This window comes from Paraburkholderia translucens, from assembly GCF_020881035.1.
In the GTDB taxonomy this organism is placed as follows: domain Bacteria; phylum Pseudomonadota; class Gammaproteobacteria; order Burkholderiales; family Burkholderiaceae; genus Paraburkholderia; species Paraburkholderia translucens.
On sequence record NZ_JAJITC010000007.1, the window covers coordinates 327,967 to 341,701 of the forward strand.

The following is a 13,735-nucleotide window of genomic DNA, read 5'->3' on the forward strand; positions in this document are numbered from 1 at the left end:
CAGTTCCTTTGAGGGCTTATCCATGCAACTCCTTACTAGCCAAGACGGTCTACCCCGGGTCTCATGGGGTTCCGTCATCGCCGGCGTTATTCTTTCCCTCATCGTCTATCTCATTCTTAGTGTGCTCGGGGCCGCGATCGGGATGTCGCCCCTTTCTCCCCTGTCTCGCCCGAACCCGCTCCAGGGCTTTGGTTTCGCTTCGGGTGCCTATCTAATCGTGATGACGGTGATTGCAGTCTTCATCGGCTCTTACTTTGCGGGCCGCTGCGCACCGGTGCTTGGTTGGCTCCATGGCCTGCTTGCGTGGGCAGTCATGATCCTGATGATTGTGTATGGCACGACGTCCCTCGTCGGGAGCGCGGTGAGCGCCGCAGCAAGTGTAGCGGCCACTGGTGCAACCGTCGGCGCTGCGGCAAGTCCCTCGGGCGCCGCCGCGACAATTACGGGCTCTTTGACGCAACGGGTGCAAGGTGTGATCGCCTCTGCCAGCGCCGAAGCTTCAAGTCCGCAAGCCGAAGCCGACGCACGTCAGACGGCCGATACCGCAGCACGGGGCGCGGCGCGCGCGTCGTGGTTTTCGTTTGCGGCACTCGTTGTCGGCGCAGTTATCTCCATCGTGTCAGGGCGCGCCGGGTTCCGGCATCAACCGCCGTTTGAAGAAGCTGGCGGTGCTTCGACTGATGGCGTACCCCTTCGTCGCAATCCAGCCCGCGCGATGTCTGGACATCAGGCTCCCTGATCTGTGTCGTTAAAAATACGTTGCAGGAGCTGCCATGGCCGACAAACAGTATCCGACCCCTCATCCGTGCCGCCCGTGGCAACGATGAAAGTCCCCAGAGTGGAGGAGCGGCTGTGTGTCGACGTCACGGAAAAGGAAACGGCAGCCGTACGCGTCAGAACCGTCGTCCACAAGGAGTTGAAGGAAATCCCGGTTGTACTCACGCGGCGCGTTGTCACGATTGAACGCGTCCCCGCGCACCGGCTTGTGGATAGCGAATTCGAGCCCTTCCGGGAGGGAAGCGTTCTTGTCGTTCCGGTCTTCGAATATGTGCCCGTCACCGAAATGAAATTGATGCTGACAGAAGAAGTCCGGATCCGACTTGAAGAAATTGAAGAAACGAGCGTGCACGAGGCCGAAGTGCAACGGCAGGAGCTCGTGGTGGAACGGCGAACCGGAACTGATGGAGACTGGATCGCGCAATCAGCCGCACCGTCCTCCGACGATGGCGAGCAGTCGGCATTTTGAAGTACAGCAGTTCCGTCTGGCTGACGTAGAGCCACTCACACAATCACGGAGTATTGAAAATGTCACAAGTCGTTGTAGGTGTATTCGATTCGTTTGAACAGGCCGAGGAGGCGCAGGAACATCTGTCGCAAACTGGCATTGCCAGAAGCGCTATACAGGTTCACGCAGACAGCCAGACGAGCGCAGGACTGCCGGAGGGCAACCGCGCCGTGGAACCGGGCGCGCACGCCGAGGAAAGCGCGTCGTACAAGATCGGGCATTTCTTCGGCAAACTTTTTGGCGGCGGTGGGCAGCCCGCCGAGGTCGGCCATTATCAGGAGGCCGTGCGCCGAGGAAGCGCCGTCGTTACGGTCACCGTTGTCGTTGAAGCACAGATGATCGCCGTGCGCTCCGCCCTGCACGAAGCTGGCGCAGTGGATATTGAAGAGCGCGTTGCCCAGTGGAAAAACACAGGATATGAGGGATACGACCCGAGCGCAGCACGATTTTCCGCCGATGAGACGGCCGCAGAGCGCCAGTCCTTTGCGGTTGTGCGGGAGTCGCTCGAGGTCGGCAAGCGCGAGGTGCAGACCGGTGGTGTACGCGTCTATTCACGCGTCACTGAAACGCCCGTCACCGAGACGGTCAGCTTGCGCGAAGAGCACGCCACAATCGAGCGGCAACCCGTAGACCGCATTGCGACAGCCGAGGATCTCAAGGCGGCATCCGTCGAAATCCGCGAAAAGGCAGAGCACGCGGTCGTCGCGAAGACTGCGCACGTGGTCGAGGAGGTAACGGTCGGCAAGGAGGCTTCAGATCACATCGAGACGATCAACGAGACGCTGCAAGGCACCGAAGTCGAGGTCGAGCGCGTCGAAACTGCACCGTCTGCTTCGCCTGGCGATCAGTCAGCTTCACTGCCCGCAAAGCGCCCCTAAGTGCAGTCATTGGTTCCCGTCGGCCGCATGCCGCTGCGGACGGGAACCTCCGCCTCATGCTCCAATCGATCGAGTACGACATGAAAAATCCATGGACAAAGAAAAACCCCTTTCTCAGTATGTGGCTAAGCGGGGCAAATGCCGTGACGGGCTCGGCGCGAGGTCACGCAACGGCTGCCGCAAAGCGTGGAACTGCGGCATTCTGGACTGCGGCGCTCGCGCCGCCGAAACCCAACAAAAGGAAAGCGCGACGGTGACTCGAGCTTTTTTCGTCTAGAACAGTTTGGTGACACAGGCATCGAGCAGCGAGCGAAATGAGCGGTGCCGAGGCTCGCCAAGAAGGCGAGCCACGACACGAAGCACTTCCGGATGGTGAACCATGCCCCAGTGACTCACGTTATCCACTTCGACGTTCTGATGGTATTCGGACTCTGTCCCGACGCATCCTGACCACCCCACGATACCGTCGGATGGCGAATATACCGACGTGCAGGGAACCACAGGGTCGATACCCAGTTGCCGGAGCAGCGCCTCATCCATCGGCGACACTCCCCCGTTCAGGAGCGTGAAAAGCCAACCGGCATGGGTTGAGTTCGCCTGGTCGGCGAACGGAGTCGCAAGGGTGATAACCTGCCGCACCAGTTCCGGGTGCTTTTTCGCGAGTTCGCGCGCATACACCCCGCCCAGGCTCCAACCGATTAATGAAACGGGCCGACTGTTGCGACTATGGATCTGCTTCTGTTAAGCGCTTAATGGAAAATCTGGAGGACGGGCTCCTACCCAGAGCCCCGCCAGATTGTCACTTCACAGCCTCTCCCACACCGAGGTCAGCGCCGGTCATGGGGTCGGAGGCAGTGTCTGACGCCGTACGCGAGGCCATAGCGCGAAGAACCTCGGCCTCGTCGGCAGTCACGTTCACTGTTGCCGTGCCGTCGCCACCGTCCACAGCCGGTTTCGGCGCTTCGACGAATTCCCACTGGGGTCCCTCATTCCACGGACCTCGTGGAGCCCCATCACTTGCGGACATTTTGTAATAGACGCTTGTAAATTCCGGGACACCGGGAAGCTTTCCCTGCGGGAAATTCGGCAGGATTGAGTGAAGCGCTTTTTCGAACGACTTCTGATGTGCGATTTCGCGCGTCATTAGAAAGCCCAATGTTTCTTTGATGCCGGGGTCGTCGGTCACGTTAATCAGCCGTTCGTACACAATCTTGGCTCGAGCTTCCGCCGCGATGTTGGAACGAAGGTCTGCGGTAGGTTCACCGATGGTATCGACATAGGCCGCTGACCACGGAACCCCAGCGGAATTGGTGAGTGCCGGGCCGCCCCCGTACAGCAGCGCTGTGATATGCGAGTCGTTGCCGCCGCCGGTCATGCCTCGATACAGCTCGGCTTCACTTTCAACCGCTTCTGCTAGCTGACCCTTGGCCCCCTTGTTCAGCATCGCGACGATGGACCCGACGATTTCCAGATGGCTCAGTTCTTCCGTTGCAATGTCGAACAGGAGGTCCTTGCGACCAGGATCATCTTCGCCCACAGCCTGAGTGAAATACCGGCATGCCGCGCCGAGCTCACCTTGTGGTCCGCCAAATTGTTCGAGCAGCAGATTTGCGAGGCCGGGATTAGGCGCGGAAACACGCACCGTGTATTGGAGGCGCTTGTTATGGACAAACATGGTGTTCTCCTTTCAGGGCCTGGGAAGGACGGAGCACCGTCCATAACGCCAGGCAACAGAATGCGGAAGTCATGAGAGCGGCGGCGCTGTCGCGCACCGCCTTCACAACGGAGGTCTCAGAAGGATGAGTTCTGGCGAGGGGCGGCAAACGCACCGCACATGGGCAGGGAGACTGCGTCCTTGTTCCGCATGACGCGTTCCCGGAACAACGCGCACGTCTCGAATATATTTTTTGGTGATCAGGACTCCGGGAATAGGCGTTGCGCGTTGATAGCGTCGACGTATTTGTCTGCGCGTCACAAATGACCCAGCCTCGGAGACACAAGATGTATGAAGCGCAACTCAGCAATCTGACAGCACGCCTTGCCAACGCCGGTCGTGAAACCGCGGGGATGCCCGAGGAAAGCCGCCAGGCATGGTTGGCAGCGATTGAAGGCGAAATCGATGCGTTGCGCACGGAGATCGAACGCAACCAGAACGTGGAGCCGGCAAACCGTTTCCAGCTTCTTCAACAACTGGAAAACGCGAGAGCGATCGCAACCGGTCTGCTCTAGACTCAACACTGGTCTCGTCCGCACCTTTTCGGTGGTACCGCTGGAGTGCCCCATCATCCGAGCTTATGAAGGCCTACCGCGTTGTGGTACGCAGAGCTGCTTCAGCTGTGTGGCTGCATCGCGTTCCTGTCCTGCGAGGTGAGGTGCATGGTCGGGCCGGCATCGAGGATCAGCCAAACACCACCACCTGGCGGATCGCTTTGCCTTCGTGAAGCAGATCAAAACCATGATTGATCTCATCAAGCGCCAGATGGCCCGTAAGTAGCTTGTTCACCGGCAGCCTGCCCTGCATGTAAAGATCGATGTAATGGGGAAGGTCGCGCGCCGGCACGCACGTGCCGGTATAGCTGCCCTTCAATGTGCGCTCTTCGGCCACCAGACTCACTGCCGGCAATGGCCACAGTGCAGTAGCAGGTGGCAGCCCAGCCGTAACGGTCATTCCACCGCGACGGGTGATGCGATAAGCGAGGTCCAACGCGCGAATGGCACCTGCGAATTCGAACGCAATCTCGACCCCACCGGAGCTCAATGCCCGGATCTGCTCAACAGCGTCATCGCGACTCGCGTTGACAGTATGAGTGGCGCCGAGCGCGAGCGCCTGGTCGAGTTTCGCATCGGAGAGGTCGACCGCGATGATCTGACGAGCGCCGGCCGCTTGCGCGCCAATGAGTGCCGCAAGGCCCACTCCTCCCAGACCGACCACGGCAACAGAAGCGCCCACGCGGACTTGCGCCGTGTTCACCACAGCACCGACGCCTGTCAACACAGCGCATCCGAACAGCGCGGCCTCATCCAGCGGCACGTTGGCATCGATCCTGACGACCGAGCGCCGCGACACGGTCGCGTACTCTGCAAATACCGAGCATCCAAGGTGGTGATTCAATCGCTCCCCACTACGCGTGAGGCGACGCCCGCCGGAGAGCAGCGTGCCCGCGCCGTTCGCCGCGGCGCCCGGCTCGCACAAGGCTGGCCGTCCCTCGGCGCAAGGCGCGCAATGACCGCAACTCGGCACGAACACCACCACGACGTGATCGCCAATCCGGAGATCGCTGACACTTGCTCCCAGTTCCACCACGACACCCGCCGCCTCATGTCCGAGCGCCATCGGCATGGGGCGAGGCCGATCGCCGTTGATCACCGAGAGGTCAGAGTGACACAGACCCGCAGCCGCGACCTTGATCAACACTTCATCAGCGCCGGGTGGTGCGAGATCGACCTCGTCGATGCGTAAAGGACGGGAAACGGCATAGGGATACGCTGCGCCCATTGCTTCCAGCACTGCTGCCTTGATCTTCATTGCGCGACCTCCATGACCCGATTGCCCAGTTCCTCAACGAAGACACGAACGTTCTCCGAGTAATCAACCGGGACGATGACCAATTGAACTCCGCCTTCGCGAAATGCGCTCTCCAGTGTCGGAGCCAGCGCTTCGGCCGTCTCGATGCGCCTGCCTTTTGCGCCGTATGCATCCGCATATTTGACGAAATCGGGGTTCCCGAAAGTCAGACCCCAGTCCGCGAAGCTGTCGACGGCCTGCTTCCAGCGAATCATTCCGTAGGCATCGTCCTGAATGATCAACACAACAAGATTGAGCTTCAGCCTCACAGCGGTTTCGAGTTCCTGCGAGTTCATCATGAAACCGCCGTCGCCGCAGACGGCCATGACACGGCGATCCGGATAAAGAATCGCGGCCATCATCGCCGAAGGCAAGCCCGCCCCCATGGTCGCCAGCGCATTGTCGAGCAATAGCGTATTGGCGCTGCGGGTTCTGTAGCAGCGCGCGAACCACAGCTTGTACATGCCGTTGTCCAGCGCGACGATACCGTCGGCCGGCATGATCTTCCACACGTCGTGGACGATGCGTTGCGGCGTCAAAGGAAAGCGCGATTCATTCGCCCGTTCCAGCGTACGCATCAGGATGCCTTCACGCAGCGGCGCCATTGCAGCCGCATACGGCAGCTTGCCTTCGACCAGATCCGCAAGCCGCGCAAGACTCAGGCCGAGGTCCCCCACCACTTCCGCATGCGGGAAGAACACCTCCGAAGCCGCCACGTCTTCCGGCAACTCGAGATGCACTGGGCCCGGCCGCTCTTCTGAGGCCACGCGGAATGCATCGCGCACCACGGTCGGGATGCTGGCGCCGTTGACAATCTGCCGCGACGCTTTGGTAAGCGGCTTCATCGTGGCGACGATGTCGACGATCTGAAAGCGCGCCTGGCGCGCTGTCATGATGGCCTTCTGGCCCGTGATCAGTACCATCGGCATCGCACCAAGATGCGCGTACGCAGCGCCGGTCACGAGATTCAATGCTCCGGGGCCCAGTGTCGCCATACAGACTCCCGGCTTTCCGGTCAGGCGGCCATGGGTGGCCGCCATGAAGGCAGCCGATTGTTCATGGCGAGTCACGATGAGTTCAATAGCCGAGTGCCGCAACGACTCCAGTACATCGAGGTTTTCTTCGCCCCGCACGGCGAAAATACGTTCGACACCTTCATTCTCCAGTGCCATGACGAACAGGTCGGACGCTTTCACAAATAGACTCCTTGTTTCTTCAATACGCTGCCAGCCCTTCAGAACGGCTGGTGGCGACGCCGGGGGAACCGCGGCACGCCGTCGGCGACAGCTTCGTGCTGCTCTATCGCAAACGCCATGGCGTCGGCATGTGTTTCACATACGTGGGAGACCGAAGCCGCGTCGCAGAAAGCCGCGTGCAGCTTTGCACGCATGAACGCGCAACTGGTGAAGCGGCTCGCCGATCGGCAGTACTGCGATTGCAGCCGCGCTGCCATTTCAAAGTACTGATCGGCCACCGCCAGGTCCAGCCTGAAACCGTCATAGTTGACGATGAGTGAAACTCTCCGGCCGATGGGCTTGCAGAATGTCTCGAACACGCGCTGCACGCTTTCAATGTCGCCAGTCGAGCGAACCGCCATCCCTTCGAAATTTGCAAACAAGGTGTTTTGCCTGGGTTCGTAGCTGAGCCGCTGGGTGAGTTGCGAATCGAGCAACTCCGCTGCCAGATTCATCAGTTGCGGCAAGAAGATTCGCGAATCCATGGGTCGTAGTTTTCGAACGATCGGCGCGAAGTCCATTTGAGGGAGAATGTCCCGATCAACGTCTACGCCGGGTGCGACTTCCGTCAGTTCGAGCCCATCGGACGTTAGACGGAACACGCATCGTTCAGTCACGTACAGCACCGGTTGGCCGCGTTCGGCAGCTAGTTGTGCGTTGAATGTGATCTGCTCGACCGACTCGACAAGTTTCTTCTGCGCACCTTCCGTGACGACACGAAGTTGCCCCGCTTCCACGACGACCTCGAGACCACCAGCCGTGAACGTTCCAGCAAATACCACGCGCGAGGCATTCTGACTGATATTGATAAAGCCGCCGGCTCCGGCTAGTCGTGAACCAAAGCGGCTTACGTTGACATTTCCGCTCCGGTCGATCTGCGCCATACCGAGGCACGCGAGATCCAGGCCGCCGCCGTCGTAAAAATCGAACTGCTGGTTCTGGTGAAGCAGCGCATCCATGTTGACGGCTGCGCCGAAGTTCAGGCCACCCTGCGGTACGCCGCCGATGATCCCAGGCTCGGCTGTCAAAGTCAGATGGCTCAGCAGGCGTTCCTCCGCCGCGACTGCACCAACGACTTCGGGGGCACCGATACCCAGGTTGATCACGCCACCGAGGGGAAGCTCGAACGCGCAACGACGAGCCATCACCTTCCGCTCATCGAGTAGCGGGCATGCGTTCGTTTCAGACGGCATCGTGATCTCGCTGGAAAACCCGGGGTTGTAGGCCGTACCGTAAGTCTGCGGCTGCGCATCGGGCGATGCGACCACAACACGGTCAACGAAGATGCCCGGAACAACAACTGCACGGGGGTCGAGCGTCCCGCTTGCCGCGATCCGCTCCACCTGCGCGATCACGAGTCCGTTCGAATTGTGAACCGCCATGGCCACCGCCTGGGTGTCGAGCACCAGCGCCTCACGTTCCATCGTGATATTGCCTTCCGGATCGGCCGTTGTGCCGCGAATCAGCGCTACGTTCAGCGGAAAGACCTTGTATAAAAGCCACGTCTTGCCGTCGATATCGACAGTGCTAACGAGGTTTTCGGTTGTGCGCGCGTTGATCTTCCCGCCCGCCTGACGCGGATCGACAAAGGTGCCCAATCCCACCTGAGTAAGCGTGCCCGCCCTGTGCGCCGCGATGTCGCGATACAGATGCGACATCGTCCCGAGCGGCAGGTTATAAGCCTCGATCAGATTGTCGGTCGCCATTCGAGCGAGCTTTGGCACCAGCGACCAATGTCCGCCAATGGCGCGTTTGATCAATCCCTTCAGCGCGATGCGGTTGAGTCCGCGATCCTTGCCGTCGCCTGGCGCGGCCGCGAACACTAGCGTCAGGTCGCGGGGAAAGCCGGAGCCGGTGAAACGTTGGGCCAGAGCCGAGATCAACTCGTCTGGCGTACCAATGCCGACAAAACCCGAACAACAGACGGCCTCGCCATCACGGATCAATCCGATCGCGTCGTCAGCAGTGACAATCTTGTCGTGCATATTGCCTATCTGAAAAAGTTGAAGTCGCAACCGGCGCCGTGGCCCACAAAAGAAACCTATGCGAGATGACCTGTAGATACGTGTGGCTGTCTACCTATTCGCAGGCGGCGCACGAGTTGCCAATAGTTCGGAAACCGAAAGACGCTCCGGGTCCGTGCCGCATCGGCATCCCTGTTTGCGCAACGGCTATTCCCAGACCGGACGGCAAACAGTCAAAGAGTAAAAACGGACCGGTTCTAATCGCGCCGGCCGGGACAAATAAGTGACGTTTCCCGGCGCCCGTTCGTGGCTGAGCGGATCGCACCTATTTGGGCCACCCTGGGGCGATGCGAGCCCACTCACGGTCCTACATTGATTGAGTCATGCGGCGCGCGCAACGAACACGCATCCGCCAGCGAAGGGAACAGGTTCATGATGCCGAGCGGATCCGGGACAGGCGCCAAATTCGACATGCTGGAACCAGCTGTCCTCGTGCGTCGGTGCCCGACGCGCCATTTAAAACAGAACTTCTTAGCGGCACGGCGCGGCGCTGGTTTGGAGCCAGGCGTACAGCGAAAAAGACAGCGCCACCAGCCATCCTTTCTGTATGAAGCGGCCGTGCTCCAGATACGTGCAAAATAAAACCCGCGCCTGGCGGGTCTCGTCTACTGGGAACAGTTCATCCACAGGCAAAATGCATTGCTCAACGCTTGTTGCCTGATTTCGTGTGTGCCTGCTGCTGGGCTTCAATCGCGCCTTCGATATCGTCGCCCGCCTTGATCCCTTGCGAAAGGGCTTCCGATGACGAGCGCTCCACCCCTTTCCCAGTGGCGTCAAAGGAGTCCTGCGCTGGCTGTGCGATCTTCTCCGCCACTTTCTCAACTGCTCTGGTCGACGCCGTCGTTGCGCTTTCTACCGCCTCCGCGACAATCGCGTTAATCTGGTTGCCGCGGGTTTCATACTGACGTCGAGCTTCGCGCACAACTTCGGCGCCGGTCGATAGCACTATCGTGCGGAAATGACGGTTATAGGCGGCCGCCTTCTGAGGAAATTGACTCAGCATGCTGGATTGCCATTCCGGAAGATTATCGGTTTTTTCATCGATTGCATTTGTCGGCAAATTGTTGCTTTCGTTGATAATCGTCGTGACGGTTTGCATGTTCAGCTCCGCCAGTTCCCGATAACCATTCATGAATTTTCCAACCACATTTACAAACGATTGATAGTTTGCTTTATTAATGTCTGAAATCTGCTGTTGCGAGTAAAAAACATTCCGCCTCCAATATCGAATGAGGTGTCACGCACGAAATAATTCGCCGTGACGCATTTTTCATGCTGCGCCGCACCAACATCTTCAAGCCTACAGCATTAAACTATTTAGTCAACAAACATTTGCAGATCCTTAATATACTATGAAAGTACAATTTACGGATCCAGGCAGAAAAAAAACGAACATATTTCTGCTTTGAATGCTGGTGAATAAAATGTGTAATTGGATTCGGGTGTCGCTCGATCGAGGCTAGTCAGAACCAGAAGCTTTTCAGGCCGATTTCGATAAGGCATCGGGGGTGTTTTCGTCTACTCTCTCGGATCGAAAACCGCGTATAGCGGAAGCCGCGCCTAGATTCCCCCTTTGCTCGACGTCCTGCGCAAGCAGTTCCCGGAAAACGCCCAACCCCGGTACGCCGTGCAACTGGCGGAACTCCGCGAGCACCTCGACGATGGCGTGTTGCAATGTCTCCGGTTTGCGCGTACTGGCGATGTGCGAGCTACCCCTTACCACTTCCCACATGTATGTCACACGGCCCAGCGCCATCCCCTCTCAGGGATGCAACGTGCCGTCAGTGGACCCAGGTTTTCGTACGATTGCGCGCAAGAACATTGCCACATTGCCCGATAACAACGGCCACTTATATCGACCGACGCTGGCGCTTACAGAACGCGTGGACCGGCCCTATCCGCGTGGTCGACCGCGCGCCACGGGAGCAACCGCTCAACGCCGCTGTCGATTTCCTTTTTTTATAGGACGTCCGGTCTCAAATGGTCGGGCGGGACGCAATTGCAGCCAGAATGACCGGTAGTCGGGCCGGTTTTACAAAATGATGATCGAAACCGGCCTTGATCGATTCGGCTTTTTCTGCGGGCGCACGCAGTGCGGTTACGGCCAGCAGAAACGGACGGGGGGTGAAACCCATACGCCGGATTTCTCTCGCCACCGCGTGGCCGTCCACGCCGGGCATCTGAATATCGAGCATCACCACGTCCGGACGCCAGGTGTAGTACGCGGCGAGCGCGGCTGCACCATCTACCGCCGTCTGGACGGTGTAGCCGTAAGCTTCGAAGAACAATACGTAGGCTTCGACCAAACCCGCGTCGTCGTCGGCGGTCAGTAAGCGCTCCGTTTTCACGGTGGACATAGATTCCTGTAGGTTGCCCCTATGTCACGCAATTTAGGGACCCGATAGAATCAAAGCGGATCTTTTCAGCTAATACAAATTCAGCGAATACTCCATACGGATTTTTTCCTTCTTCGAGGGCGAACATGCGACTGGCTGACTTCATCCTCCGCGACATGGAAACGATTCTGGCGCACTGGGAGGCGTTTGCCACCACCCTGTTGCCGGCAGCCGCAACCATGCAATCACTGGCGCTGCGAGACCATGCACAACAGATTCTGCAAGCCGTAGCGAAGGATCTTTCGACGGACCAGACCAGGGAGGCGCAAACCGAAAAGTCAATGGGACGAGCCCCCGTACGGATCGGCGCTCCAGCGACAGCCGCGCAGACGCACGCCCTTTTGCGGGCGCGCGGCGGCTTCGACATCAACCAGTTGGCCGCGGAGTACCGCGCGCTGCGAGCCAGCGTTCTGCGCCTCTGGATGGACGACTGTCAGCCTAGATCCCCGCATCCCGATGATGTCATCCGGTTCAACGAGGCCATCGACCAGGCACTTGCGGAATCGGTCGGTCATTTCAGCGCGCATGTAGACCAGGCTCGGAATCTTTTTCTTGGGATGCTCGGACACGATATGCGCAGCCCGCTCCAGACCATCCTGATGACGGCCCAATATCTTGCAGCGCTGAACGCCGGGGAGCAGGTATCCGGAGCCGCATCCCGTTTGATCAGAAGCGGCACTCGCATGCAGGCCCTTCTGAGCGATATGCTTGATTTCAATCGAACCAGGCTGGGTTTGGGCATCAATATCGCGCCGACTAATGCCGACCTGGACAAACTGCTTGCCGATGAACTCGATCAGTTGCGGGCAGCGCATCCAGACCGTCGGGTCGATCTGGTCGTGGAAGGTGACTGTCGGGGTGTTTGGGACGGCCGTCGTCTGCAGCAGTTGCTCGGCAATCTGGTGTTGAATGCAATCAAGTACGGAGCGCCCGATGCGCCGGTGCGGGTGGTGGTGACAGGCGACGCGCGGGATGTCCGCTTCGAGGTCAGGAACCACGGGCCCGCCATCGAGCGAATCACGCTGGATCGGATCTTTGACCCACTTCAGCGTGGCTTGAGTGAGGAAGGCGCATATAACGCCGACGGCAGTCTGGGGCTCGGACTGTATATCGCGCGCGAGATTGCCAAGGCGCATGGGGGTGAGATCGAGGCGCGGTCCGACGAGAAAGAAACCGTCTTCGCTGTGCGCCTGCCGCGCGGTCAGTAGCGCTCATGCACGCGCCCCGCACGGATCGAGCGTCGGCGTGCTTTGGAGTGCGCACACTTGCGATTGCCGATCAGAAGCGTGGGGGCCGTCATATCAGGCCGCCGTTCGGGCGCCGCCAATCTCGCCGGGGTCAGGGTGAACACGGTTCACTGCCGTCGTCCAACGAATCGTCCGTTGCAAAATATTCATTGAACTGTTCTTCACCGGGCTCGATTCCGGACACGAGCCGCAGCCAGCCGGCAGGCTCGCGCGGTGTGCGATCGATGGATACCGGCCGGGCGAATTGATACCGATCAGGCGACCGGTGCTCCGCTTGCGTCAGGTCCGGCGAAAATGCGTCGAGAACCGAAGGCGAAGCACGCCGGCGATTCTCGTCAGCGCCTCGATGAATTGCGGAAGCGGGCCCGGCTTTTGCGCATCATTGCCGGTGATCTGCTGGGCGATGTCGGTGCACAAGTTAGCGGTACGGCGAAGGAATTGAGCGGTAAAGCGCAGCAACTCTATGCAGATTTCACGGACGTCGTTCGCGAATCTACCGCAGAGCGGCCATTCGCGGCACTGGCGATAGCCGCCGGCGTGGGTTTCGTACTCGGCGCGTTACACGCGGCAACACGCTCCCGGCCCAACGACGCACCGCACGACTTGAGAGACCGGAGGTAAAGCGATTCAGGGTTGGCGAAACGTCAGCAGCTTCTGTGTCGAACGAGCCGCTGATTATGGTGAGCTGGTCGCCGTCGAGCTCGACGAGACGAGGAAACGACTGGTTCGTGAATTGAGCGCGCTCGTGGCACTCGCGGCCGCTGGCCTTTTCACGCTGTCGTTCGTGTGCATTGCGGTCATTGCTACGGCTTGGGGACATCCAATTTTCTTCCCGTGGTCTGGGGCGTAGCCTTGATGTGGCTTGTGGTGTCCGTCGTGTCCCTGCTGATCGTTCGCTCGCAGAAACCTGGGCAATCGCTTCACGTTCTGCAAAGCGAATTCCGGAGCGACCTCGATACGTTGAGGGAGGCCCTCAAATGAACCGTGCATCTGACGCTAACAAAGCAGAGAGCGAGATCCTGACGCGCATGGCGGCATCGCGAACAGCGTTACTCGTAGCGAACCGCACTACGCCAGTCTCGGTCCCGGTCTCGCGCGGACTGAG

16 protein-coding genes are annotated in these 13,735 nt (G+C 59.4%); 7 read left to right on the forward strand and 9 right to left on the reverse strand.

Annotated features, from left to right (window positions below; genetic code table 11):
* The first annotated feature begins 22 nt into the window (after positions 1-22).
* The 4 genes from LJ655_RS15870 (at position 23) to LJ655_RS15885 (ending at position 2,440) form a co-directional block, all read left to right on the forward strand.
* Entirely contained in the window at positions 23-739 is a 717-nt protein-coding gene (locus LJ655_RS15870) for a TIGR04086 family membrane protein (RefSeq protein ID WP_230562196.1), read from the forward strand.
* A gap of 84 nt (positions 740-823) precedes the next feature.
* The gene (locus tag LJ655_RS15875; RefSeq protein WP_230562197.1) at positions 824-1,246 is read left to right on the forward strand and encodes a YsnF/AvaK domain-containing protein; all 423 of its coding nucleotides are present in this window, start codon (positions 824-826) and stop codon (positions 1,244-1,246) included.
* Between the two features lie 59 nt (positions 1,247-1,305).
* Complete coding sequence (locus tag LJ655_RS15880; RefSeq protein ID WP_230562198.1) at positions 1,306-2,163, forward strand: YsnF/AvaK domain-containing protein; 858 nt, start codon at positions 1,306-1,308, stop codon at positions 2,161-2,163.
* A gap of 91 nt (positions 2,164-2,254) precedes the next feature.
* The gene (locus LJ655_RS15885; RefSeq protein WP_230562249.1) at positions 2,255-2,440 is read left to right on the forward strand and encodes a hypothetical protein; all 186 of its coding nucleotides are present in this window, start codon (positions 2,255-2,257) and stop codon (positions 2,438-2,440) included.
* Here LJ655_RS15885 and LJ655_RS15890 read toward each other — a convergent pair.
* Positions 2,437-2,841, reverse strand: coding sequence for a hypothetical protein (locus LJ655_RS15890; RefSeq protein WP_230562199.1), 405 nt, complete (start codon positions 2,839-2,841; stop codon positions 2,437-2,439). The two genes, LJ655_RS15885 and LJ655_RS15890, sit on opposite strands and share 4 nt — an antisense overlap.
* Before the next feature lie 121 nt (positions 2,842-2,962).
* Positions 2,963-3,838: a manganese catalase family protein gene (locus LJ655_RS15895; protein ID WP_230562200.1), complete on the reverse strand. Its 876-nt coding sequence runs from the start codon at positions 3,836-3,838 to the stop codon at positions 2,963-2,965.
* Positions 3,839-4,164: 326 nt separating this feature from the next.
* Between LJ655_RS15895 and LJ655_RS15900 the strand changes: the two genes are divergently transcribed.
* On the forward strand, positions 4,165-4,392 hold the full coding sequence (locus LJ655_RS15900) for a hypothetical protein (protein ID WP_230562201.1): 228 nt from the start codon (positions 4,165-4,167) through the stop codon (positions 4,390-4,392).
* 169 nt (positions 4,393-4,561) lie between these two features.
* On the opposite strand, the gene LJ655_RS15905 is transcribed toward LJ655_RS15900, so the two are convergent.
* The 6 genes from LJ655_RS15905 to LJ655_RS15930 all read right to left on the reverse strand — a co-directional run bounded on the left by LJ655_RS15905 (position 4,562) and on the right by LJ655_RS15930 (position 11,344).
* Positions 4,562-5,689 (reverse strand): zinc-dependent alcohol dehydrogenase family protein, encoded by a 1,128-nt coding sequence (locus LJ655_RS15905; protein ID WP_230562202.1) that lies wholly within the window; start codon positions 5,687-5,689, stop codon positions 4,562-4,564.
* On the reverse strand, positions 5,686-6,924 hold the full coding sequence (locus tag LJ655_RS15910; protein ID WP_230562203.1) for a thiamine pyrophosphate-dependent enzyme: 1,239 nt from the start codon (positions 6,922-6,924) through the stop codon (positions 5,686-5,688). Before LJ655_RS15910 ends, LJ655_RS15905 begins: the two co-directional genes overlap by 4 nt.
* Before the next feature lie 38 nt (positions 6,925-6,962).
* Positions 6,963-8,948: an acyl CoA:acetate/3-ketoacid CoA transferase gene (locus LJ655_RS15915; protein ID WP_230562204.1), complete on the reverse strand. Its 1,986-nt coding sequence runs from the start codon at positions 8,946-8,948 to the stop codon at positions 6,963-6,965.
* Positions 8,949-9,458: 510 nt separating this feature from the next.
* Positions 9,459-9,614, reverse strand: a complete 156-nt coding sequence (locus tag LJ655_RS15920) for a hypothetical protein (RefSeq protein WP_230562205.1) — start codon at positions 9,612-9,614, stop codon at positions 9,459-9,461.
* A gap of 16 nt (positions 9,615-9,630) precedes the next feature.
* Positions 9,631-10,218: a phasin family protein gene (locus LJ655_RS15925; RefSeq protein WP_230562245.1), complete on the reverse strand. Its 588-nt coding sequence runs from the start codon at positions 10,216-10,218 to the stop codon at positions 9,631-9,633.
* A gap of 745 nt (positions 10,219-10,963) precedes the next feature.
* The gene (locus LJ655_RS15930; protein ID WP_230562206.1) at positions 10,964-11,344 is read right to left on the reverse strand and encodes a response regulator; all 381 of its coding nucleotides are present in this window, start codon (positions 11,342-11,344) and stop codon (positions 10,964-10,966) included.
* 125 nt (positions 11,345-11,469) lie between these two features.
* Here LJ655_RS15930 and LJ655_RS15935 point away from each other — a divergent pair, with 125 nt between their 5' ends.
* A complete protein-coding gene (locus LJ655_RS15935) occupies positions 11,470-12,591 on the forward strand; it encodes a sensor histidine kinase (RefSeq protein WP_230562207.1) in 1,122 nt (373 codons plus the stop codon).
* Positions 12,592-12,909: 318 nt separating this feature from the next.
* Here LJ655_RS15935 and LJ655_RS15940 read toward each other — a convergent pair whose 3' ends face one another.
* Positions 12,910-13,089 (reverse strand): hypothetical protein, encoded by a 180-nt coding sequence (locus LJ655_RS15940; protein ID WP_230562250.1) that lies wholly within the window; start codon positions 13,087-13,089, stop codon positions 12,910-12,912.
* On the opposite strand from LJ655_RS15940, the gene LJ655_RS15945 reads away from it, so the two are divergent.
* Complete coding sequence (locus tag LJ655_RS15945) at positions 13,003-13,251, forward strand: CsbD family protein (RefSeq protein ID WP_230562246.1); 249 nt, start codon at positions 13,003-13,005, stop codon at positions 13,249-13,251. The genes LJ655_RS15940 and LJ655_RS15945 overlap by 87 nt on opposite strands.
* Positions 13,252-13,735: the final 484 nt, after the last annotated feature.